The 21,529-nt window shown below is 55.4% G+C and carries 21 protein-coding genes and 1 rRNA gene (1 of these 22 only partly in view); 8 read left to right on the forward strand and 14 right to left on the reverse strand.

Annotation, left to right across the window (positions count from 1 at the left end; translation table 11 throughout):
- Together RB2501_RS12500 and RB2501_RS12505 are read right to left on the reverse strand one after the other, a co-directional pair.
- Window positions 1-1,428, reverse strand: a 16S ribosomal RNA gene (locus tag RB2501_RS12500); it reaches 95 nt to the left of the window's first position.
- 411 nt (window positions 1,429-1,839) lie between these two features.
- The gene (locus RB2501_RS12505) at window positions 1,840-2,538 is read right to left on the reverse strand and encodes a DUF4294 domain-containing protein (RefSeq protein ID WP_015755204.1); all 699 of its coding nucleotides are present in this window, start codon (window positions 2,536-2,538) and stop codon (window positions 1,840-1,842) included.
- 101 nt (window positions 2,539-2,639) lie between these two features.
- On the opposite strand from RB2501_RS12505, the gene RB2501_RS12510 reads away from it, so the two are divergent.
- Window positions 2,640-3,728, forward strand: a complete 1,089-nt coding sequence (locus tag RB2501_RS12510; protein ID WP_015755205.1) for a M42 family metallopeptidase — start codon at window positions 2,640-2,642, stop codon at window positions 3,726-3,728.
- Window positions 3,729-3,744: 16 nt separating this feature from the next.
- Entirely contained in the window at window positions 3,745-4,293 is a 549-nt protein-coding gene (locus tag RB2501_RS12515; protein ID WP_015755206.1) for an NUDIX hydrolase, read from the forward strand.
- An 18-nt stretch (window positions 4,294-4,311) separates the two neighbouring features.
- Here RB2501_RS12515 and hisS read toward each other — a convergent pair whose 3' ends face one another.
- The 5 genes from hisS to rpsF form a co-directional block, all read right to left on the reverse strand.
- Window positions 4,312-5,694 (reverse strand): histidine--tRNA ligase, encoded by a 1,383-nt coding sequence (hisS, locus tag RB2501_RS12520; RefSeq protein ID WP_015755207.1) that lies wholly within the window; start codon window positions 5,692-5,694, stop codon window positions 4,312-4,314.
- 124 nt (window positions 5,695-5,818) lie between these two features.
- Window positions 5,819-6,292: a DUF6495 family protein gene (locus RB2501_RS12525; protein WP_015755208.1), complete on the reverse strand. Its 474-nt coding sequence runs from the start codon at window positions 6,290-6,292 to the stop codon at window positions 5,819-5,821.
- A gap of 74 nt (window positions 6,293-6,366) precedes the next feature.
- Window positions 6,367-6,819 carry a 50S ribosomal protein L9 gene (rplI, locus tag RB2501_RS12530; RefSeq protein ID WP_015755209.1) on the reverse strand — a complete coding sequence of 151 codons (453 nt, stop codon included), beginning with the start codon at window positions 6,817-6,819 and terminating at the stop codon, window positions 6,367-6,369.
- Window positions 6,820-6,831: 12 nt separating this feature from the next.
- Window positions 6,832-7,128 (reverse strand): 30S ribosomal protein S18, encoded by a 297-nt coding sequence (gene rpsR / locus RB2501_RS12535; RefSeq protein WP_015755210.1) that lies wholly within the window; start codon window positions 7,126-7,128, stop codon window positions 6,832-6,834.
- A 4-nt stretch (window positions 7,129-7,132) separates the two neighbouring features.
- Entirely contained in the window at window positions 7,133-7,471 is a 339-nt protein-coding gene (gene rpsF / locus RB2501_RS12540; protein ID WP_015755211.1) for a 30S ribosomal protein S6, read from the reverse strand.
- Window positions 7,472-7,714: 243 nt separating this feature from the next.
- On the opposite strand from rpsF, the gene RB2501_RS12545 reads away from it, so the two are divergent.
- A complete protein-coding gene (locus RB2501_RS12545) occupies window positions 7,715-8,407 on the forward strand; it encodes a LytR/AlgR family response regulator transcription factor (protein WP_041327243.1) in 693 nt (230 codons plus the stop codon).
- Here RB2501_RS12545 and priA read toward each other — a convergent pair whose 3' ends face one another.
- Genes priA through nadC form a run of 3 tightly spaced genes read right to left on the reverse strand, consistent with a single transcriptional unit; the run spans window position 8,408 to window position 12,749 of the window.
- Window positions 8,408-10,927 (reverse strand): replication restart helicase PriA, encoded by a 2,520-nt coding sequence (gene priA / locus RB2501_RS12550; RefSeq protein ID WP_015755213.1) that lies wholly within the window; start codon window positions 10,925-10,927, stop codon window positions 8,408-8,410.
- Window positions 10,920-11,891 (reverse strand): YihY/virulence factor BrkB family protein, encoded by a 972-nt coding sequence (locus RB2501_RS12555; protein ID WP_015755214.1) that lies wholly within the window; start codon window positions 11,889-11,891, stop codon window positions 10,920-10,922. Before RB2501_RS12555 ends, priA begins: the two co-directional genes overlap by 8 nt.
- Complete coding sequence (gene nadC, locus RB2501_RS12560) at window positions 11,892-12,749, reverse strand: carboxylating nicotinate-nucleotide diphosphorylase (RefSeq protein WP_015755215.1); 858 nt, start codon at window positions 12,747-12,749, stop codon at window positions 11,892-11,894.
- 130 nt (window positions 12,750-12,879) lie between these two features.
- Between nadC and RB2501_RS12565 the strand changes: the two genes are divergently transcribed.
- Together RB2501_RS12565 and RB2501_RS12570 are read left to right on the forward strand one after the other, a co-directional pair.
- On the forward strand, window positions 12,880-13,353 hold the full coding sequence (locus tag RB2501_RS12565) for a 23S rRNA (pseudouridine(1915)-N(3))-methyltransferase RlmH (RefSeq protein ID WP_015755216.1): 474 nt from the start codon (window positions 12,880-12,882) through the stop codon (window positions 13,351-13,353).
- 75 nt (window positions 13,354-13,428) lie between these two features.
- Entirely contained in the window at window positions 13,429-14,193 is a 765-nt protein-coding gene (locus tag RB2501_RS12570) for a class I SAM-dependent methyltransferase (RefSeq protein WP_015755217.1), read from the forward strand.
- Here RB2501_RS12570 and serA read toward each other — a convergent pair.
- From serA to RB2501_RS12590, 4 genes are all read right to left on the reverse strand, one after another.
- Window positions 14,190-16,073: a phosphoglycerate dehydrogenase gene (serA, locus tag RB2501_RS12575; RefSeq protein ID WP_015755218.1), complete on the reverse strand. Its 1,884-nt coding sequence runs from the start codon at window positions 16,071-16,073 to the stop codon at window positions 14,190-14,192. The genes RB2501_RS12570 and serA overlap by 4 nt on opposite strands.
- A gap of 111 nt (window positions 16,074-16,184) precedes the next feature.
- Window positions 16,185-16,889, reverse strand: a complete 705-nt coding sequence (locus RB2501_RS12580) for a DUF3307 domain-containing protein (protein ID WP_083760726.1) — start codon at window positions 16,887-16,889, stop codon at window positions 16,185-16,187.
- On the reverse strand, window positions 16,877-17,497 hold the full coding sequence (locus RB2501_RS12585) for a hypothetical protein (protein WP_015755220.1): 621 nt from the start codon (window positions 17,495-17,497) through the stop codon (window positions 16,877-16,879). The genes RB2501_RS12580 and RB2501_RS12585 overlap by 13 nt, the downstream gene beginning before the upstream one ends.
- 79 nt (window positions 17,498-17,576) lie before the next feature.
- Window positions 17,577-18,038, reverse strand: a complete 462-nt coding sequence (locus RB2501_RS12590; protein WP_015755221.1) for a methyltransferase family protein — start codon at window positions 18,036-18,038, stop codon at window positions 17,577-17,579.
- A 65-nt stretch (window positions 18,039-18,103) separates the two neighbouring features.
- Between RB2501_RS12590 and rdgB the strand changes: the two genes are divergently transcribed.
- From rdgB to RB2501_RS12605, 3 genes are all read left to right on the forward strand, one after another.
- Window positions 18,104-18,682 carry an RdgB/HAM1 family non-canonical purine NTP pyrophosphatase gene (gene rdgB, locus RB2501_RS12595; RefSeq protein ID WP_015755222.1) on the forward strand — a complete coding sequence of 193 codons (579 nt, stop codon included), beginning with the start codon at window positions 18,104-18,106 and terminating at the stop codon, window positions 18,680-18,682.
- 198 nt (window positions 18,683-18,880) lie between these two features.
- Window positions 18,881-20,659 carry a DEAD/DEAH box helicase gene (locus tag RB2501_RS12600; protein ID WP_041327244.1) on the forward strand — a complete coding sequence of 593 codons (1,779 nt, stop codon included), beginning with the start codon at window positions 18,881-18,883 and terminating at the stop codon, window positions 20,657-20,659.
- 72 nt (window positions 20,660-20,731) lie between these two features.
- Window positions 20,732-21,505: a carboxypeptidase-like regulatory domain-containing protein gene (locus tag RB2501_RS12605; protein WP_015755224.1), complete on the forward strand. Its 774-nt coding sequence runs from the start codon at window positions 20,732-20,734 to the stop codon at window positions 21,503-21,505.
- The last annotated feature ends 24 nt before the right edge of the window (window positions 21,506-21,529 follow it).

Below are 21,529 nucleotides of genomic sequence, written 5' to 3' on the forward strand. Positions count from 1 at the left end.
GGACTTCAGGCACTCCCGGCTTCCATGGCTTGACGGGCGGTGTGTACAAGGCCCGGGAACGTATTCACCGGATCATGGCTGATATCCGATTACTAGCGATTCCAGCTTCACGGGGTCGAGTTGCAGACCCCGATCCGAACTGTGACCGGTTTTTTAGATTCGCTCCTGCTCGCGCAGTGGCTGCTCATTGTACCGGCCATTGTAGCACGTGTGTAGCCCAGGACGTAAGGGCCGTGATGATTTGACGTCATCCCCACCTTCCTCGCGGTTTGCACCGGCAGTTCCGTTAGAGTCCCCGACATTACTCGCTGGCAACTAACGGTAGGGGTTGCGCTCGTTATAGGACTTAACCTGACACCTCACGGCACGAGCTGACGACAACCATGCAGCACCTTGTAATGAGTCCGAAGAAAAGCCTATCTCTAAGCCTGTCCCACTACATTTAAGCCCTGGTAAGGTTCCTCGCGTATCATCGAATTAAACCACATGCTCCACCGCTTGTGCGGGCCCCCGTCAATTCCTTTGAGTTTCATTCTTGCGAACGTACTCCCCAGGTGGGACACTTATCACTTTCGCTTGGCCGCTGAGGCGTGAGCCCCAACAGCTAGTGTCCATCGTTTACGGCGTGGACTACCGGGGTATCTAATCCCGTTCGCTCCCCACGCTTTCGTCCATCAGCGTCAGTGTGTGGTTAGTGACCTGCCTTCGCAATCGGTGTTCTATGTGATATCTATGCATTTCACCGCTACACCACATATTCCGGCCACTTCACCACAACTCAAGACCAGCAGTATCAAAGGCAATTTTACGGTTGAGCCGCAAACTTTCACCCCTGACTTACTGGCCCGCCTGCGGACCCTTTAAACCCAATGATTCCGGATAACGCTCGGACCCTCGTATTACCGCGGCTGCTGGCACGGAGTTAGCCGGTCTTATTCGTACGGTACCGTCATCTGCCCACACGTGGGCATTATTCTTCCCGTAAAAAAGCAGTTTACAACCCGTAGGGCCGTCTTCCTGCACGCGGCATGGCTGGATCAGTCTTTCGACCATTGTCCAATATTCCTCACTGCTGCCTCCCGTAGGAGTCTGGTCCGTGTCTCAGTACCAGTGTGGGGGATCCCCCTCTCAGGGCCCCTACCTATCGTAGCAATGGTGAGCCGTTACCTCACCATCAAGCTAATAGGACGCATGGCCATCCTCTACCGCCGAAGCTTTAATTGCTCAAGTGATGCCACTAAGCAATACTACGGGGTATTAATCCGAATTTCTCCGGGCTATCCCCCAGTAAAGGGTAGGTTCCATACGCGTTACGCACCCGTGCGCCACTCGTCAGCGGATTGCAAGCAATCCCTGTTACCGTTCGACTTGCATGTGTTAGGCCTGCCGCTAGCGTTCATCCTGAGCCAGGATCAAACTCTTCATCGTAGAATCTTAAATAACTTAACTCTCGGTAATCCCAGAGGTAACTCCTACAACTTATTTGTCCCAACTCGGTCCAGGTTCTTTTCTTAATTCCTTGACGGATGTTGTTTATTTATTTTGTACAATCACTCCTGCCCGTTATCAGATCCATAGGCCTTTCGACCCATAACCCCGGACAGAAGCTACGCTGTCTGTCAATATGTCAATGAACTTTTTTCTGTTCCTCGCATCCAGGTTTTACCCCGAAAAGCGGGTGCAAATATAGAATGCTTTTTTTGAAAAACAATCACATAAATGCGTAAAATTTTTTTCTTTTTTCCGGCCTGACACCTAACCCGCTTAGAACGAGAAATTTGGTTGTATCAACCCCAAAAAAAGGACAAGGAAGATAACGGAAAAAAAAGAACCCTGCAACTAATTTTCCTTCTTTTTGGCGCTGCTCCACTGGTTGGTCAGGGAGGCGTAGTCGTAATCCAGTACGGATTCCTGCCGCTCCAGTATATTTGCCGCGAAAGCCCGCTGCAGAATATCCTCGATCAGGTAATCCTCGTGGACGCTTTCCGGGTGGAACTCCTCCTTGATGCTGATATCGAACAGGCTTGCGGTAGTCTGGTACCAGAAGGCCCGCCAGCCGCTCCTGAGTTGTTTCACCAGGTCAAAAGCGGTAATGCCCGTCTGCCGGTAGATCAGTTTCACCAGGATCTGGCCCTCGGTCCGCGTGAGCTTCTTCAGCTCAGCGGCGAACTCGTCTTCGATGAACCGCTGTACAATGCGCGTGTAGCGTTTCTGCTTCCGCCTGGAGGTGATGCTCTCGAGGCGGCTGTTGAGTTCTACGAGCCGCTCCGAGGCGAGCTTCGCGTACGGATACACCTTGATGGTCTTCCTTCTGAGGATCAGGTACCGGAGTTTGTCGTCATAGGAGTCGAACTTCAGTTTTCCGAAAATATACACCGCGTCCAGCTCGATGGAGCTGCGGAAAATACTATCCCCCTCCAGGATGATCATTTGCTCCTCCACCGAATCCAGTTCCTGTTCGGGCACCTGCCCGATGAGCCAAGCCGGCAGCAGGGAGATCTGCAGGATCGCCAATAAGGTTTTACGGGAAAAACGCATAGACATATTCAATCAAAGGCCTTGCCAAAAGTAACGATAAAGCCAGGCTGGAAGTATTAAATAAAAGTGAATATTGCTAAGTTTGCAGCAAACAAAGCTACATGAACGCAGACAGCATTCTCACTCCGGAATCCCTGGAATTTTTTGAAAAATATCTGAATAACGCCTCCCCGACCGGCTATGAATGGGAGGGCCAGAAAATTTGGATGTCCTACCTGAAACCCTATGTGGACACCTTTATCACGGACACCTATGGAACCGCTGTAGGCGTCATCAACCCGGATGCCCCCTACAAGGTGGTTATCGAAGGGCACAGTGACGAAATTTCCTGGTATGTCAACTATATTACGGACAACGGACTGATCTACGTGATCCGCAATGGGGGCAGCGACCACCAGATCGCCCCGTCGAAATGGGTGAATATCCATACGGCCAACGGCATCGTTAAGGGAATTTTCGGTTGGCCGGCCATCCATACCCGCGACAAGTCGAAAGAGGAGCCGCCCAAACTCGAAAACATCTTTATAGATATCGGGGCCAAGGATAAAGAGGAGGTTGAGAAGATGGGCGTGCATGTAGGCTGTGTTATTACCTACCCGGACAACTTCCAGGTTTTGGCCGGAAACAAGTTTGTCTGCCGGGCCATCGACAACCGGGCCGGAGGCTTTATGATTGCCCAGGTAGCCCGCTTGTTAAAGGAAAACGGCAAGAAACTACCCTTTGGTCTCTATGTGACGAATTCGGTCCAGGAGGAAATCGGGTTGCGGGGGGCCGAAATGATCACCCAGCGGATCAAACCGAATGCCGCGATAATTACGGATGTCTGCCACGATACAACCACCCCGATGATCGACAAGAAAAAAGAGGGGCATACCGAAATCGGGGCGGGGCCGGTGATCTCCTACGCCCCGGCTGTTCAGAACAAACTCAGGGAACGCATCCTGCAAACCGCCCAAAAGAATGACATTCCGTTCCAGCGCCTGGCGGCTTCCAGACAAACCGGGACGGACACGGATGCATTTGCCTACAGCAACGGGGGGGTGGCTTCCGCCCTGATTTCCCTGCCGTTGCGGTATATGCACACCACGGTGGAAATGGTGCAAAAGGAAGATGTGGCGAATGTCATCCGGCTCATTTACGAAACGCTTTTGACCATCGAGGAAGGGGAAACGTTCAGCTACTTCGATTAACCAACCCGCAGACAAGGTGGATGAGCGGATAGATATCTGGGACGCAGACGGCAATCCCACCGGCAAAACGGCGCTGAAGTCGGAAGCCCACCGGGAAGGCTGGTACCATCCCACCGTCCACGTCTGGTTCTACACCTCCGATGGACGCGTCTTGCTGCAGCGTCGCGCCGAGGACAAAGCTACCGACCCGGGCGTCTGGGACGTTTCCGTTGCCGGTCATGTCGGCGCAGGGGAAAGCCCGCTGGAAGGGGCAGTGCGGGAGATACGCGAAGAGATTGGCCTGGAGGTATCCGCGGACCAGCTCATACCGATAACCACTGTGAAGGATTCCCGGGACCACCCCGGGGGAATCCGTGACCGGGAGTTCCGGCATGTATACCTCTGCCGGCTCAGCCAGCCCTTTGGGGCGCTCACCCCCCAGCAATCCGAAGTTGCGGAACTCCGGCTTATCCCCCTCCTGCAATTTGCCGAAGAAACCTGGGGGCTGGCCCGGCCCGGGGAATACGTACCGCACGGGGCCCAATATTATTCCCGGATCGTCAAAGAGGTCAAAAAAAGGCTGTAGTAATACAGGCTGTTGCCGTTATGCGGAAAGGGTATCGGCAAAGTCTTCCCATGCATCCAGCGGGTAGGATTGCTGCCCGCCCCCGCGCATGTCCCGGACGGTAAACTCCCCTTTGCGCAACTCCTCGTCCCCGATCAGGACGACGAAGGGGACATCCCGTTTATCTGCGTATTTAAATTGCTTGCCCACCTTGGCGTCATTTGGGTAGAGGTCTGCCCGGATCCCGCGGGAACGCAGGCGCATGACCAACCGGAGCGCTGACCGCGCCTCTTCCGGGCCAAAATTGATGCAGAACACATCCAGGGCGCGGTCCAGGGTTTCCGGGAACAACCCAAGCTCCTCCATTACCAGGCAAATCCGGTCCAGGCCAAAGGAAATCCCAACCCCGCTGACATCCCTGAGGCCAAAGATGCCCGTCAGGTCGTCGTAGCGGCCGCCCCCGCCAATGGACCCCATTTGCACCGTTTCCGGGGCTGCCACCTCAAAGATGGTCCCGGTGTAGTAGTTCAGGCCGCGGGCCAGTGTAACGTCGAGCACGCACTTACCCGCTTCCAATCCCATCTGCCGGGTCAGGTCGAGCAATTCTTCCAATTCCTCCACGCCCTGCAGCCCAGTCGGCGATTTGGCGAGCAGCCCGCGCAGTGCGGCCAGTTGTCCGGAAGCCTCCCCGCTCAGGTCGAACAGGGGTGCCGCTTTGCGGATGGCCTCCCGGGAAATCCCCTTTTCCTCCATCTCGGCTTCCACCTTTTCCCTCCCGATCTTGTCGAGTTTGTCCAGGGCTACGGTAAAATCCGTCAGCCGGTCGGCAGCCCCGATGACTTCGGCAATGCCGGACAACACCTTGCGGTGGTTCAGCTTGATGGTTACCCCATTCAGGCCCAGAGAGGCAAAGACCCGGTCGTATAGCTGGATAAACTCCGCTTCCTGGATGAGCCCGGTGGCGCCCACCACATCCGCATCGCACTGGTAGAACTCCCGGAACCGCCCCCTTTGCGGCCGGTCTGCCCGCCAGACAGGCTGGATCTGGTAGCGTTTGAAGGGAAAATCGATTTCGTTCTGGTGCATCACCACATAGCGCGCAAAGGGCACGGTCAGGTCGTACCGGAGGGCTTTTTCCGCTATTTGCGGAGTGAGCCCGGCGGAGTCTTTATCCTGCAGGACGGTCGCGTCTGCCTTTTTTAAAAAATCCCCCGAATTCAGGATCTTGAAAATCAACCGGTCGCCTTCCTCCCCGTATTTGCCCATGAGGGTGTCGTAATTCTCAAAGGACGGGGTTTCGATGGGCTGGAAGCCGAACCGCTCAAATTGTTCGCGGATGGCCCCGATGATATGGTTGCGCCTTGCAACCTCCTGCGGGCTAAAATCCCTTGTACCTTTCGGGATGGATGGTTTTCTTGCCATAAGGCGGCTTGAATTCGTGTGGTTATTTCCGGAGCCTGGGATGATCCGACACAGGCTCATGCAAATATAGCGGAAAGACGGGAGGGTGCCAGTCCCTGGGGAGGTTAGTTTTCAAGGCTTGCCGTTAGTTTTCAATCACCTCGTCAAACCAGCGGTACAGGTCGCCTTTGGTAATGGTCGCCCCCTTTCGGATCAATTCGAATTTATCCGCATTCGGATCGTCCGAATACGCCTTGGCCGCCGTGAGGTACTCCACAAAATCGGACTGCCAGTTTTTCTTGAACCAGCCAAACCCTTCCTGCGACCTGAGATCGATTTCCGGGTTCATTACCCGGACGGAAATCAGTTTCATCTCGCGCTTTGTCATGTGGAACAGATGCATTTGCTGCGCCTCGATCTGTTCCAGGTATTCTACCCGGGACAGGACGCCCTCCCAGACCAGGTCGCTGAAGACATCGATTTCGTCTTCGGCCACCTGGGGCGTTTCCCGCTTAATCCGGTCCCATTCCTCGGCCGTGATGGATTGCGTTGCCAGGAAATTGATGAATTCCAGGTGCAGTTCCTCCAACTGTTCGCGTGTAAGCCTTTCGTATTTCATCCTCCGCAATTCGGTTTATAAAAAAAGCCCACCCTGATGGCCAGGATGGACTCTTATCTATTTGCCGGTCGGGCTTAGTTTTGTTCAGCCACCACCTCAAAGGCAAACTCCACCTGTACCTCGCGGTGCAGCCGGATTTCCGCCTCGTAGGGTCCGGCGCGCTTGATAGCGCCTCCTTTGATGCTGATATACTTCTTCTCGATAGCGTGTCCCTCTTTCTCCAGGGCAGCCGCCAGGTCGGCGTTGGTAACGGAACCAAACAGTTTGTCCGCTTCCCCTACTTTGGCGGGGATTTTAATTTCCAGAGCCTTCAGGGCTTCGGCTGTCTTCTCGGCAGCGTCGATGGCCTGCTTTTCCTTATGGGCCCGCTGGCGCAGGTCCTCGGCGAGTACCTTTTTGGCAGAAGGGGTAGCCAGTACCGCCATCCCCTGGGGAATCAGGTAGTTCCGGCCATAGCCGTTCTTGACGGATACCAGGTCGTCCTTGAACCCGAGGTTCTCTACGTCTTTCTTGAGTATCAATTCCATGATTCCTTCCGTTTACTTTAATAAATCACCTACATAGGGCATCAACGCCAGGTGGCGCGAACGCTTAATCGCCTGGGCTACTTTCCGCTGGTACTTCAGGGAGGTACCCGTCAGCCGGCGCGGCAGGATCTTGCCCTGCTCGTTCACCAGCTTCATCAGGAAATCCGGATCCTTGTAATCGATATACTTAATACCGGATTTCTTGAAGCGGCAATACTTCTTCTCTTTGCTGGTCTCAATATTCAGCGGGGTCAGATACCGGATCTCCCCGTCTTTTTTTCCTTTTGCCTGTTGTTGCAGTGTGGCCATATCCTTAGGCTTTAGCTTTTAATTTGTTACGGCGTTTCTCCGCCCATGCGACGGCGTGTTTGTCCAACTTCACGGTGAGGAAGCGCATGATGCGCTCATCCCTCTTGAACTCCTGTTCGTACGGGCCAATGACCTCGCCGGGAGCCGTGAATTCGAACAGATGGTAGAATCCGCTCTTTTTGTGCTGAATGGGATAGGCCAGTTTCTTGAGTCCCCAATCTTCCTTGGAGACCATCTTGGCACCATTCTTGGTCAAGAAATTTTCAAATTTCTTAACTGTTTCCTCTATCTGCGTATCAGATAGAACGGGATTTAAAATGAAAACAGTTTCGTAATGGTTCATATTAAGAGTTTAATTTAAGGTGCGCAAAAGTAAGAATTCTTTGGCCTTTTTACAAGAAATCCAAAAAAAGATCGTTATAGCTAGGAAGGATTAAAAATTAGAGCTTAACCTGAACCCAAATCAAATGACTGAAAGTCGTCTGCAAACCGTACAGTAATTCACACCATGTTTACAACTTTAGTTGTCGACACCGCTGATTTTTAAGTACTTTGTAGATGATTAAACCCCACAAATCAACCATTTATGAAATTAAGGAGTATTGTGGTTGATGATTCATCAATGCAACGAATGGCGGTTGCGAAATTGGTGAATAATCACCCGAATTTAGCCTTGGTTGCTGAGTACAGCAATGCTATTGAAGCCAAAAACGGCATCAAAAACAATGAAATTGACCTGATTTTCCTGGATGTGGAAATGCCCATCATCAACGGTTTCGACCTGTTGGAATCCCTGGAAAATCCGCCCCAGGTAATCCTGATCACCGGGAAACCGGATTACGCCCTCAAGGCGTTTGACTACGACGTGACGGATTACCTGCACAAACCGATTACCATGGCCCGGTTTGACGCCTCCGTAAAACGCGCGGTGTCCAAATACGAGCAGATGCACAAGGTGAATGAGGACGAGGAGCACATCTTCGTGAAAAGCAACCTGAAAAAACGCAAGGTCATCCTCAACGACATCAAGTGGATCGAAGCCCTGGGAGATTACATCAAACTGGTGACCGACGAGGCGAACATCGTTATTTTATCCACGATGAAAGCTTTTGAGAAACAGTTGCCGGAAGACAAATTCCTGAGGATCCACAAATCCTATATCGTCAACCTGGAGAAAATCGAAAAATTCAACAGTAAAAACGTGGAGGTAAGCGGACGCTCGATCCCGTTGAGCCGTAACAAGAAGACGGAACTCGCGGAAGCCTTGAGCAATGTTTAACTAAATGTAGTCGACGTTATAGATCACACGTATACTTCGGAATTGCGAAATAGCATTAAAAGACGATTCGATTCTTTTAATGCTATTTTTTGTTTGGGCCAGCCCGCTGCCCGGCCGGATCTTCAATAGGATATTCTTGTGGTACTGGTTCCGGATCCGCGCTACCGGAGGGAATTCCGGCCCCAGGACGTCCTTTCCGAAATGCATCCGCATAGACCGGGCAAACCAGGCGGCGCCCTCCCCTACCCGATTGTATTCCCGGTGGCGAAAGGTGATCCGGATGATCCTGAGGGCCGGCGGGTAGCCAAACTGCTCCCGTTCGTAGACCTGTTCGGCATACATCGCATCATAGGCCCCGGAGGCAACCTGCTGGAGAATCTGGTGGTTCGGGTTGTACGTCTGGATCAGCACCCGGCCCCGCTCCCGCGTGCGCCCCGCGCGTCCCGCCACCTGCGTCAAAAGCTGGAAGCAGCGTTCGTGGGCCCGGAAGTGGGGGAAGTTCAGCAGGGAGTCCGCATTCATGATGCCCACCAGCGCCACATTCCGGAAGTCGAGCCCCTTGGTCAGCATTTGCGTCCCGACCAAAATGTCCGTTTCCCGCGCTTCAAAAGCCTGGATAATGCGGCCGTAGGCGTGCTTGCCGCGGGTGGTGTCCAGGTCCATCCGGGCCGTTCGGGCCTTGGGGAACAATTCCGCCAGCTCCGCCTCCACCTGTTCCGTGCCGAATCCCTTGGTGTCCAGCGTGGGGTTGCCACAGGCTTCGCAGGTGTTTTCCAGGAGCCGGTGGAAACCGCAGTAGTGGCACCGGAGCTCCTTGCGGTGCCGGTGGAAGGTCAGGCTGACGTCGCAATTTCGGCACTGGGGGGCATGGCCGCAACTCGCACATTCCACAATGGGTGCAAAGCCCCTGCGATTCTGGAACAGGATCACCTGCCCGCCCTGCCCCAGGGCACCCTCAACCTCCTCCCGCAACCGCTCTGAAAAATGTCCCTGCATCTTCTTTTTCCGGAACTGCTCCGCGAGGTCTACCAGTTCCATCTCCGGCAGCAGCACATCCCCGAACCGCCGGTCCAGTCGGGCATAGGCGTATTTTCCCGACCGGGCATTGTGATAGCTCTCGATACTCGGTGTGGCGGAGCCGAGAACCACCCGGGCCCCGGATAGGCCGGCCAGTACAATGGCAGCATCCCGGGCGTGATATCTCGGTGCCGGGTCGAATTGCTTATAAGTGTTTTCGTGCTCTTCGTCCACTACGATGAGGCCCAGGTCTGCAAATGGCAGAAAGAGGGCTGAGCGGGCTCCCAGGATTACCGACGCCTTTTCCTCCCCGGCGCGTACATGGTACCAAAGTTCGGCCCGTTCCTGCATGCTGTGGCGGGAATGGAAAACGGCCACGCGATGGCCCAGGACCCGTTGCAACCTCCTCACGAGTTGTTCCGTAATGGCGATTTCAGGGACCAGGTACAAAACCTGCCGCCCTGCCGCCACCATATCGAGGATCAGGCGGAGGTACACCTCGGTCTTTCCGGAGGAGGTTACCCCGTGGAGAAGGACCGGCCGATCCGATTCAAAACCGCTGCGAATGGCTCCCAGGGCCTCCTCCTGAAGGGCATTCAACTCCGGGGGTTGATGCTGCGCCCCGCCCCCCGGGGATACAATCCGGTCTTCCTCCAGGAAGTACTCTTCCAGGACGCCCTTATCGATCAACGCTTTTAAAACTGCCCGGGAAGTTCCGGATTGCTCCTGCAATACCTTGCTGCGAATGGGTTTGTCGGTTCCCCGCCGCAATTGGAATAAATGCAGGAGGAGCTCGGATTGTTTCGGGGCCCGCCCCATGGAGTCCATCAACTCCCCGAGTGCGGCCTGGTCCTCGTAGTCCGGGTGTAACCGGATAAAACGGGCCCGCAGGGGTTTATATCCCTGTTGGAGCTTTTCCTGCAATACCAGTAAATCCCGGCCGATCATCCGGTGGAGGATGGGCAAAACGGATTTGCGGTCCACGATATCCCCTATTTCGCCCACCGAGAGTACCGGTTGGTGCTGCAATGCCTCCAGGATCAGGAATTCGGTATCGTCCAAATCCTTTTCGTCGGGGTCCGCCCCTTCCCGCAGCATGACCCGGGTTTCGCTCTGTAAAAGGAAAACCGAAGGCACGGCTGTACGGAATACCTCGCCGGCAGTACACATGTAATAATCCGCAATCCATTGCCAGTGCCGGAGCTGCAATTCGGTGACCAGGGGCTCCTCGTCCAGCACGCGGTACACCTCCTTGGCCTCATACGCCTCGGGTGCCCGGTGTCCGAAGCCCACTACCAGGCCCGTATACAATTTGGATTTCCCGAAGGGTACTGCTACCCGGGTCCCGGGACGGAGCGTACCCGGCGGGATGTCTCCCAGGGCATAGGTGAAATTCCGCTCCAGCGGCATCGGGAGGAGCACCTCCACATAGCGCGCGCCCGACGAATCCTTTGGGCTGGAGCCCCGGGGGCTGGCATCCGCTCCGGTCCCCGCCTCATTCATCTCGCGGGAAACTTTTGCGCAAGTAATTCAGCGTGGCGTTTAGCTCAAACCCGAGCAGCAGGATATTCGAATTCAGCCAGATATAAATCATCAGGATCAACAGGCCGCTCAGTGCCCCGTAAAGCTCGTTGTACCTGGCAAAATTATCGATGTAGACGCCAAACAGGTAGGAAGTCAGCAGGATGAGCAAGGTGGTCATCAGCGCGCCGTAGGAGAAAAATTTGGCCTTCTTCCCCTCGGTCGTGCCAAAGTAGTAGAGGATGGCGGTGGTGAGGTAGGTAAGCAGGATAAAGAACAATACTTTACCCACCCGGACCCCTAGGATCTCTCCTTCGTCCAGGACCACCCCGCTGTTGCGTGCCGTGAATTCGGTGAGGTATCCCAGGACGTAAAACTCGAAATAGACGTAAAAAACCGCCCCGACAATCAGGAGGACCGAGAGGATAAGCCCCACGAATAGCGCATAGGCATATTGCTTGAAGAAATTCCGCGTGAGTTCGATGTGGTAACTGTTCTCAAAGCCCCCGAAAATAGCATTCACGCCGTTGGCCATCAACAGGATGGAAATCAGGAAGGCCGAGGATACGAGCCCACCCTGTTTCTGGTCGCGGATTTGCTGATAGACCTCCGTGAAATACTCCCCGGTGGCCTGCGGGAGGAAGGCCTCCAGAAAACTCAGGAACTGGGCGTCAAAATTGCTGTTGCCCACGCTGACCAGGGGGATCACGAAAGGGATGAGGGTAACCAGGAAGATCAACAGGGGAAAAATGGCCAGGAACAGGCTGAAGGCAATGGCGCTGGCACGGGTGGAGAGCGCCCCGCGAATGATTCCCCGGGCGTACATGACGATCAGGTCGAAGAGGGAGAGCCCTTCGAATGCCTTTAGCTGAACCCGCTTTAAGGCAAATACCACCCAGCGGATAACGGGCATGCGCTCCAGTTTTTCGATGAAATTCTGCCCCATCTAGACCGCTTTAAGGCTCATGTCCAGGTTGTGGACCGAATGCGTGAGTGCCCCGGAGGAGATATAATCCACCCCGCATTCCGCAAAGGCCCGCAGTGTTTTTTCGTCGATCCCCCCGGAGGATTCGGTTTCGCACCGATCCCCGATCCGCCGCACGGCTTCCCGGGTGTCTGCATAGTTGAAGTTATCCAGGAGGATCCGGTGGACGCCCTGGCAGGCGAGTATTTCATCTACTTCCACGAGGTTTCGGGCTTCGACGATGATCTTCAGGTCGCGGCCGGTACTTGCCAGGTATTCCCGGGTCTTGCTAATGGCTTCCCGGATTCCCCCGGCAAAGTCTATATGGTTGTCTTTCAGCATGATCATGTCGTAGAGGGCAAACCGGTGGTTTGTGCCGCCCCCGATGCGGACGGCCCATTTCTCCAGGGCGCGGATGCCCGGGGTGGTCTTTCGGGTGTCCAGGATTTTGGTGCCCGTCCCTTCGAGCAGGTTCACATACCTGCGTGTTTTGGTGGCAATCGCACTCATTCGCTGCATCGCGTTGAGGACCAGCCTCTCGGCGCGAAGGATACTCTGGGAGGATCCCGAGACAAAAAATGCCGTGTCCCCGTGCCCCACGTTGCTCCCGTCCTGCAATAAAACTTCCATGTCCAGGTCCGGGTCTACCGCCTGGAAAACCTGTCGCGCCAGGTCCACGCCGGCCAGGATTCCCCGGTCCTTGACCAGCAGGCGGGCCCGCCCCGCCGCCGACGCCGGGATACAGGCCAGGGAACTGTGGTCCCCGTCACCAATATCTTCCCGCAGCGACGTTTCAATAATCCGGTCAATTTCCTGCTGGAATTTTTCGGCTGAAATCATTTGTTCTTTTTCTATCGCTAAAGTAACAAAATGTTCGGGTTAGACCCGGGCCAATCAGACCGAATCGGTGGGGGATACACTGCGGAACGGGAGATTTCCCGAATTGGCCCGCATACCGTATTTTTACCGGATGAAGCTCATTCTGCTCGCTGTTGGCAAAACAGATGCCGGCCCGTTGGAGGCTCTCATTGCGGACTTCGAACGCCGACTCAACCACTACATCCCTTTTGAAATCGGGATCGTCCCGGATATTCGAACCAAAGGGAAGGTTAAACCGGAACAGCTGAAAGAAAAAGAAGCGGAAGCCATCCTCCGGGCGTTACATCCCCAGGATGCCCTTTGGCTGCTCGATGAAAAGGGGCGGGAGTATTCCTCCCGGGGGTTTGCAGGGCAGTTGCAGAAATGTATGAATGCCGGGCCGAAAAGGCTCGTACTGGTTATCGGCGGGGCCTACGGCTTTTCAGAAGGCCTGCGCACCCGGGCCGATAGGACGGTGAGCCTCTCGAAGATGACCTTCAACCACCAGGTGGTCCGGCTCCTGGCGGTGGAACAGCTCTACCGGGCTTTTTCCATCCTGAGGGGGGATCCCTACCACAATGACTGACGGGGAAGGCCGCCCCCGGGCCTGTTCCCACGTTGCGGAATACCGCCCGGGCGGCACCGTTAAAAAGCGACAAAGATGAAGCAACCGAAAGACTTGTTTTCCGAGCAGGCCGCAGATTACCGGCGATTCCGGCCTTCCTATCCGGCAAATTTGCTGGAAGATATAATCGCCCTGGTTCCCGACAGGCAACGGGCGCTGGATTGTGCCACCGGCAACGGGCAGGTAGCCCGGGCCCTTTCACCTTATTTCCAGCAGGTAAACGCTATCGATATCAGCGAAGAACAATTGCGGCAAGCCCCTTCGGCCCCCAACATTACCTACAGCCGGCAGCGGGCGGAAGCCACCGGTTTTGCCAACGGGACGTTCGACCTGATCTGTGTGGCCCAGGCCATCCACTGGTTCGACATCCCGGCATTCCACAACGAGGCGCGACGGTTGCTCAAACCGGGAGGCGTGCTGGCCGTCTGGGGTTACGGCTTACTGAAAACCGACCCGGAAACCGATGCCTGGCTCGATCGGTATTACCGGCAGGTGGTGGGCCCCTATTGGGAGCCCGAACGACGATACGTGGAAGCGGCATACGCCAACCTGCCCTTCCCCTGGGAAGAAATCGAAATGCCCGGCCCGTATTCCATACGCCGTGAGGTGGCACTGGAGGATATAGCCGGATACCTGTATTCCTGGTCGGCTACACGCCACCTGTTGCACACCGAAAGGGACCCGGTGCCCGAATGGATGGATCAACTGGCTGCCCGCTGGATCCCGGGAAGCACCCGGGAAGCAAGGCATGAGATATTCCTGCGTGCGGGGCGAGCGGATGTCCCGGACGGAGACGGTTAGTAGAGCACCCGGAACTTAATCGTGTGCTCGATGGCCTTGAGTTCCTTGATGACCGCTTTGTTGTACTCCTTATCCAGGTCGGTGATTACGTAGCCCACTTCTGGGTCTGTCGACAGGTACTGGCCGATGATATTCATGTCGTAGGACGCCAGGACCTTATTGATATGGGCCATGATCCCGGGGACATTTTTGTGGATGTGCAGGAAACGGTGCGCATTTTGTTGTTTGGGCAGCCGGATGTTCGGAAAATTCACCGCGTCTACCGTACTGCCCGAATTGATATAGTCCATGATCTTGTTCGGGACAAAGTCGGCTATATCCCGCTGGGCCTCCTCGGTGCTCCCGCCGATATGGGGGGTGAGGATCACGTTATCCAGGTTTCTCAGTTCAGTTTCAAACGGGCCGTTGCTGGCAGGTTCTTCCGGGTACACGTCGATGGCGGCACCTGCGAGCTTTCCGGATTTCAGGGCTCCGACCAAAGCCGGGATATCCACCACGAACCCCCGGGACAGGTTGATCAGGTAGGCCCCCGTGCGCATCTGGGCGAGTTCCCGTTCCCCGATGAAATTCCGGTTGGCAGGGTTGTCGTCTATGTGCAGGGTGACCACGTCGGAGACGCCGAGCAGGTCTTCCAGCGTGTCACATTTAACGGCATTGCCCAGGGCGAGTTGTTCGTTCACGTCGTAATAGTACACGCGCATGCCCATGGCCTCGGCCAACACGGAGAGTTGTTTCCCGATATTCCCGTACCCGACAATCCCCAGGTTCTTCCCCCGGATTTCCCGGGCATTTGCTGCGGTTTTATGCCATTCCCCGTTGTGGATTTCCGTGCTCCTGGGAAAAATGCTCCGCATCAGGACGATGATCTCCCCGATGGCGAGTTCCACCACGGAACGCGTGTTGCTGTAGGGGGCGTTGAAGACCACCACCCCTTTCTGGCGGGCGTACTCGAGTTCGATTTGGGTGGTCCCGATGCAAAAGGCCCCGACAATCAAAAGCTTATCGGCGGCATCCAGTACTTTCTTGGTGACCCGGGTCTTGGACCGGATACCCAATACATGGACACCCTTGATTTTTTCGATCAGTTCTTCCTCCGGGAGGCTGTGTTTGACCAGTTCGACGGAAAATCCGTCTTCGGAAAGGTTTTTAAATGCTGCCGGGTGAACATTCTCCAGCAGGAGGATCTTGATCCGGTTCTTGGGGTAGGATAGATTTCGTGGCAAATCGTTTACAAATAAAAATTCATCAAGGTTAGGTGCGATATGGTCGGCATTTCGGGCGGCCTTTTCGCGGTGGACATTCTCGGTATAGGCAAAGAATTTATGGGCTATACCGGCCTCGCGCATCACGTAATCGCTGTAGCCGTCGCCGATGACCTGTACCTCCCCTTCCAGGTCGAGTGCCCGGAGGCATTCGATCTTTCCGTTGTGGGAAGCCAGTACATTGGCCGTGTCGAATCCGGTAATGCGGCCCTGCTCGTCAAACTCGAAGGTGTTTGCAAAAACCCGTTCTTCCGGAATGTTGTATTCCCGGACAATCGGATCGATAAACTCCTTGAAACCGCAGGAAATCACATAGATGTCATCCGCAAATTTTTCAAAGAATTCCCTGTTGGTTGCAATGGATTTTGAAATTTTCTCCCGCAGCATCCCTATGAGGGGTTCCAGGTCTTTCCGGTGCGCCCCGAGCAACCGGATACGCCGTTCCAGGGACTCCGTAAAGGAGATATCCCCGTCGATGCCCAGGTTGGTGATCTGCTGAATCTCCCGGATGATGGCATCCCGGTCTTCCCGGCCTTCCAGGGTAATTTCCGCCAGGACATCCAGGGCCTCAACCCGGGTCAGCGTGCTGTCAAAATCGAAAACGAATTTCCGGCTCACGTACCAACAAGTGTTTAAGGCGGTGAAGATAAAAAGAAATTGCGGCAACCCCTCAATGCCTCTGACAAAATGAAACGGGCGCTACAAAGCCGCCCCGGGATGTTATATTCTTTAACCCTGCAGGGAGGGGAGAACCCACAGGCCGGCCAGGATGGCCATGCCAAAACTCAAAAGCGTCCCGATCAGGATATATTCCGTCCAACGGCGGTTGTTGAACTCCTTCAGGTCGTTGAAGCGGAATACAGATTTGGCCGCTATGAGCAACCCGATGGCTTCCCAACGACCCAACAGGATAAACGCAAAGACAAACAGCCTTTCCAAAATCCCGATATACATGCCGGCGCGCGGGAGGGATTTGTGGTCCATGGGGATCTGCTGGCCCAGCCCCTCGAGGAGTTTGGCGGTGAGGAAGGCCGCCGGAAAGGTCACAAAGAACAAACCGGTAAGGACAGGCCAGTTGAGCCCCGCTGCCAGTTGCGCCAACTCCCCTGTGGTATCCGGATAGGTTGCCACGACCAGGAGGACCAGTACATGGGCCAACTGGTCCAGGAAGAATGGGATGCTGTCTCTTCGGTACCAGTGTGCAGTGTAGAGTTTGACGGCGTCGATGACCAGGTGGGAGGCCGCGATGACCAGGGCCTCCTGCCAGAACCGCAAGTCCCATACCAGGAGCAGGGTCAGGGAAAAATGCACCAGACCGTGGAGGTAGAAAAACCAGGAGCCGGCCTTGCGGGCCTGCTTGTGGCGGAGCGCCCTGCCGGGTTGCAGGAGGAAGTCGCCAAGCATGTGGGCGAGCAATAATTTTACAATAAGCATCCGATCTGTTTTAGGTAATCATCCTGGTAGTAACCCAGCAACTCCCTTACCAGGTCGAGGCGGGCCCGGGTCTGTCGCTGACTCACCGCCGACTGGCGGATTTCGAGCCGTTCTGCCAGCGTCTCCTGGCTCGCTTCCGGATAGGCCAGGGCCAGGCTGACAGTTTCGGCAGAGACCCGGGTCCAGCTGTCCATGAACTGCAATGCGAGCCGGAGCATCAGGTTGAGGCTTTTGTCGGCATCCGGGACGCCTCCTGAAACCTTCAGGCGCGTTTTATCCTTCTTCAGATTTTCAAAAGCCCGCCCGGATCGCCGGTAAGCTTCCCCATTCGACTCGCTGACCCGCCGGCCCCGAAAAGTTTCCGTCCCGATTCCTATGGCCAGCCGGATATCCATGTCCTCCCGCGACCGCATGAGGGCTTTCAGCCAAACTGCAGCCCGGAGGGCTTTGCCCGGGGGCAGGCGCAGCTGCAATTCGTCCCCCCGGTATATTTCCCAATCCTGCGGGCTTTCCCCCCACTCCCCCATCAGCGATTTAAGTGCAGGCAGCCATTCGGGAACCGGTGTTTGGGCGGAATTGATGATGTCTCCTGTGAGAACGGCAATCATTTTATTAGTTTTTCAGCTAATATAATCATTTATTATTTAAAAAGCTAATATTTTGTATTATAAGCATTAAAGATAATAGTTAGAACCACCTGCGGACCAATTTGCAATACTGCCTGTAGGGCGCCCCAAAGCGATCCAGCAAGACCCGCTCCTCCGGGAGAATCTGAAAGCGGTTCATATACGCGACAAACCCGGCCGCGAGCAGCGTGTTGAAGGCGTTGCCCAGTTGCAGCCCCCAAGCGAGCAAAAACAAAAGCATGGCCAGGTACATCGGGTTCCGGGTATAGTTGTAAATCCCCGAGGTGACCAGCCGGTTGACCTTCTGCGGATGCATCGGGTCCGTGGTGGTCCGGCTGAAGACGAATTGCAGGATAGCGACGGCCAGGATGACAATCCCGGCACCTCCCAGTGCATAGATCAGCCAGCGCCGGCCGAAAAAATCAAATTCCCCTGCAGGCAGCCAGGCGGCCAGCAGGTACATGGCGCCGGCAAAGGCCAAAAAAACCAGGGCGGGCGGAAGGCGTAATTCAAGTGTTTTCATAATGCGGGCAGAAGCCTAAAAATAGTATTTTTGAAACCGTCCCAGGAACAAATGATCCAATATCTGTGAAACTGGTATTTGCAACTCGAAACCCCGGCAAACTCCGGGAGGTTCGGAAAATGCTGCCGGAAGGCATTTCCCTCCTTTCCCTGGACGCCATTGGCTGTACAAGTGAAATCCCCGAGACCGAGCCCACCCTGGAAGGCAATGCAGGCCTCAAGGCCCGATATGTTTCAGACAATTTCCGCATGGATTGTATTGCCGATGATACCGGCCTGGAGGTAGCCGCCCTGGGCGGGGCCCCCGGCGTATATTCGGCGCGGTACGCAGGCCCTGCAGCCGACCCGGAGGCCAATATGCGCAAATTGCTGGCAGCGATGGAAGGGAAGGAGGATCGGCGGGCCCGATTCCGCACGGTGATCGCCCTTTGCCTGGGCGGACAATTCCACTATTTTGAAGGCGTGGTCAACGGGGAATTGCTCAAAGCCCCCAGGGGGACGGGTGGTTTCGGCTATGACCCGGTATTCCAGCCGGAGGGTAGCCCGCGGAGTTTTGCCGAATTTACCACGGACGAAAAAAACAGCATCAGCCACCGCGGAAAGGCATTCCGCGCCCTGGATGCCTTCCTCCGCACCCGGGTCTGAGCCTGGCGGCAGATCCCGGTCCATCCGGGCCCGGGACGCAAACATCTGAGGCAGAAAAAGATAAATTGCGGCACATATGTCGAAAATTCGAAATATCTTTGCGGCCGAATTTCAACCGCCGGGTCTCCCGGGTTCATGCGGCACATCCTATGCGTATCGCCGCCACTGTTCGCAACGATTGAACAGCAATACCATCCTATGACATCATTTAAAGACCTGGGGCTCAGCCAGCCACTTGTGGAGGCCGTCGACGCCCTCGGATTTGTACAACCTACGGGCGTTCAGCTCGAAACCATCCCGCTGCTACTCGGCCCGGAAACCGACCTGGTTGCCCTTGCCCAGACCGGTACGGGAAAAACTGCCGCCTTCGGCTTGCCACTTCTGGAAAAAACGGATTCCGCCAGCCGGAAGAGCCAGGCGCTCATCCTGGCCCCTACCCGGGAACTCTGCCTGCAGATTACCTCGGAATTACAGGCCTATGCCAAATTCATCAAGGGGCTCTCCATTGTGGCCGTATACGGAGGCGCGTCCATCCAGCAACAGGCCAAGGCACTTAAAAACGGCGGTCAGATCATCGTGGCCACGCCGGGGCGGATGAAAGACATGATCAGCCGGAAGCTGGCGGATATATCTTCCATTGGCTACTGTGTCCTGGACGAGGCCGATGAAATGCTGAACATGGGTTTTTACGAAGACCTGGTGGATATCCTCTCCCATGCACCTAAAGACAAATCGACCTGGTTGTTTTCGGCCACCATGCCGAACGCCGTCGCCCGGATAGCCCGGGACTTTATGCACCAGCCTGCAGAGGTAACCGTCGGAACCCGAAACGAGGCCATTGCCAGCGTCCAGCACGAATACTACACCGTTGCGGGCAGGGACCGTTACCCGGCCCTCAGGCGCCTGGCCGACGCAAATCCCGGCCTGTTTTCCGTAATTTTCTGCCGAACAAAACGCGACACCCAAAAGGTGGCGGAAAAATTGATCGAAGACGGGTATAACGCCGGCGCCCTCCACGGCGACCTAAGCCAACAACAGCGCGACCTGGTGATGAATGCCTTCCGCAAGCGGCAACTGCAATTACTGGTAGCTACCGATGTAGCCGCCCGGGGCATCGATGTGGACGATGTCACCCATGTGATCCATTACCAGCTGCCCGACGAAACAGAGACCTACACCCACCGCAGCGGGCGTACGGGCCGCGCGGGAAAATCCGGGGTGTCCATGGTGATTCTGACGCGCTCGGAACAACGGCGGATCCGCGCCATCGAAAAAATAATTGGACGGCCATTTGAGCAGAAAAAGCTGCCCGACGGAATGGAGATTTGCGAAATCCAGCTCTATCACCTGGCCAACAAAATCCGGTCTGTGGAGGTCAATCCCTCTATCGAGGCGTACCTCCCGGCCATTGAAGATGTCTTTAAGGGCATGGACCGGGATACGCTGATCCGGAAGATGATCTCGGTGGAATTCAGCCGGTTCTATGACTTCTACAGCAAGACGCGCGACCTGAACCCGGCCGCAGGGGCTGCCGAATCGGCCCGGGATTCCGGGACCACGCGGTTTTTTATCAATATCGGCGAAATGGACGGCCTGGACTGGATGCAGCTCAAGGACCTGCTTAAAGCGGCAACCGGACTCGGCCGTGACGACATCTACAAGGTGGAGACCAAGGACAGTTTCTCCTTCTTCAACACCGATTCTTCCATGGCCCCACTCGTGATGGAATCGATTCAGGGAGTCACCTACGAGGGGCGGGAAGTCCGTGTGGAAATTTCTTCCAGCCCTCAGGACGGGGGATCGAACAGGAAAGGCGGCAAGAAATTCCGCAAAGGCGGCAAGAAGTCCTACAAAGGCGGAGGCCAGGGAAAAGGCGGGTACTCCAAAAAAGGGGGGTATCCCAAAAAAGGAAAGCCCGCGGGGGGCAAGAAGAAAAAGGGGGCCAAGAAAGGCGGGAAACGCGCCGGCTTCTATTAGTTAAGGCCACGCTAAAAATTGGGAAACAGCCATTTTTTTTGTTTTCTTAGCAGCCCATTGTCCCGCATCCCCATGAAGAACCCCCTGCTTTTATTCCTGCTCCTGGCAGTTACCCTTCCGGCAAGCGCCCAGGATACATCGGCAGCCGGCATTTTTAAGGCCCGCGTGATCAACGCGCAGACCGATCAGCCCCTGGAGAGCGTTCACGTCATCAATTTGAACCAGGTGGTCGGGACCATTACGGACCGACAGGGGGAATTCGCCATCCGGGCAGCCGTCAACGACACGCTCTACTTTTCCTATCTGGGGTTTAAGTCGCAAAAGATCCGGGTAACCAACGACATGTTTAAGTTCGAGGATACCGACATCGCCCTGACCGAGCTCGCCTATGCCCTGGAAGAAGTCATCGTACAGCCCTACCAGCTTACGGGCTACCTGGAGATAGACGTTAAAAACCTGCCCATCAATACGGCCTACCAGTACAGCATCTCCGGCCTGCCCGTGAGCTATGAGTCCGGGAGCAAAAGCCCGAGTGCGGTTACCAAGGTCCTGGGGGCCATCATGAACCCGGCAGACTTGCTCCGCAACCTCTTTGGCAGGCACCCGCGCCAGATGCGCAAGCTCAGGCAAATCAAGGAAGACGATCGGATCCGGGACCTGCTGGCCTCGAAGTTCGACCGGGAAACCCTGACCGAACTCCTGCAGCTGCAGAAGGTGGATATCGAGGATATACTCACCAATTGCAACTATTCCAGTTCGTTTATCCGCACGGCAAATGACCTGCAGATCCTGGACGCCCTGAGCAGTTGTTACGAAGAGTACAAGGTGCTCAACCGCCAAAAATAAATTTTAATTATCCCCCTCCATTTT

Source organism: Robiginitalea biformata HTCC2501 (assembly GCF_000024125.1).
Classification (GTDB): Bacteria; Bacteroidota; Bacteroidia; order Flavobacteriales; family Flavobacteriaceae; genus Robiginitalea; species Robiginitalea biformata.

Coding starts and splice junctions, on each gene's coding strand:
- RB2501_RS12505 (WP_015755204.1), bottom strand. CDS start 2,538: ATGCGTTTTTCCCGTAAAACCTTATTGGCGATCCTGCAGATCTCCCTG.
- RB2501_RS12510 (WP_015755205.1), top strand. CDS start 2,640: ATGAACGCAGACAGCATTCTCACTCCGGAATCCCTGGAATTTTTTGAA.
- hisS (WP_015755207.1), bottom strand. CDS start 5,694: ATGGCAAGAAAACCATCCATCCCGAAAGGTACAAGGGATTTTAGCCCG.
- RB2501_RS12525 (WP_015755208.1), bottom strand. CDS start 6,292: ATGAAATACGAAAGGCTTACACGCGAACAGTTGGAGGAACTGCACCTG.
- rplI (WP_015755209.1), bottom strand. CDS start 6,819: ATGGAATTGATACTCAAGAAAGACGTAGAGAACCTCGGGTTCAAGGAC.
- rpsR (WP_015755210.1), bottom strand. CDS start 7,128: ATGGCCACACTGCAACAACAGGCAAAAGGAAAAAAAGACGGGGAGATC.
- rpsF (WP_015755211.1), bottom strand. CDS start 7,471: ATGAACCATTACGAAACTGTTTTCATTTTAAATCCCGTTCTATCTGAT.
- RB2501_RS12545 (WP_041327243.1), top strand. CDS start 7,715: ATGAAATTAAGGAGTATTGTGGTTGATGATTCATCAATGCAACGAATG.
- priA (WP_015755213.1), bottom strand. CDS start 10,927: ATGAATGAGGCGGGGACCGGAGCGGATGCCAGCCCCCGGGGCTCCAGC.
- RB2501_RS12555 (WP_015755214.1), bottom strand. CDS start 11,891: ATGGGGCAGAATTTCATCGAAAAACTGGAGCGCATGCCCGTTATCCGC.
- nadC (WP_015755215.1), bottom strand. CDS start 12,749: ATGATTTCAGCCGAAAAATTCCAGCAGGAAATTGACCGGATTATTGAA.
- RB2501_RS12565 (WP_015755216.1), top strand. CDS start 12,880: ATGAAGCTCATTCTGCTCGCTGTTGGCAAAACAGATGCCGGCCCGTTG.
- RB2501_RS12570 (WP_015755217.1), top strand. CDS start 13,429: ATGAAGCAACCGAAAGACTTGTTTTCCGAGCAGGCCGCAGATTACCGG.
- RB2501_RS12580 (WP_083760726.1), bottom strand. CDS start 16,889: ATGCTTATTGTAAAATTATTGCTCGCCCACATGCTTGGCGACTTCCTC.
- RB2501_RS12585 (WP_015755220.1), bottom strand. CDS start 17,497: ATGATTGCCGTTCTCACAGGAGACATCATCAATTCCGCCCAAACACCG.
- RB2501_RS12590 (WP_015755221.1), bottom strand. CDS start 18,038: ATGAAAACACTTGAATTACGCCTTCCGCCCGCCCTGGTTTTTTTGGCC.
- RB2501_RS12600 (WP_041327244.1), top strand. CDS start 18,881: ATGACATCATTTAAAGACCTGGGGCTCAGCCAGCCACTTGTGGAGGCC.
- RB2501_RS12605 (WP_015755224.1), top strand. CDS start 20,732: ATGAAGAACCCCCTGCTTTTATTCCTGCTCCTGGCAGTTACCCTTCCG.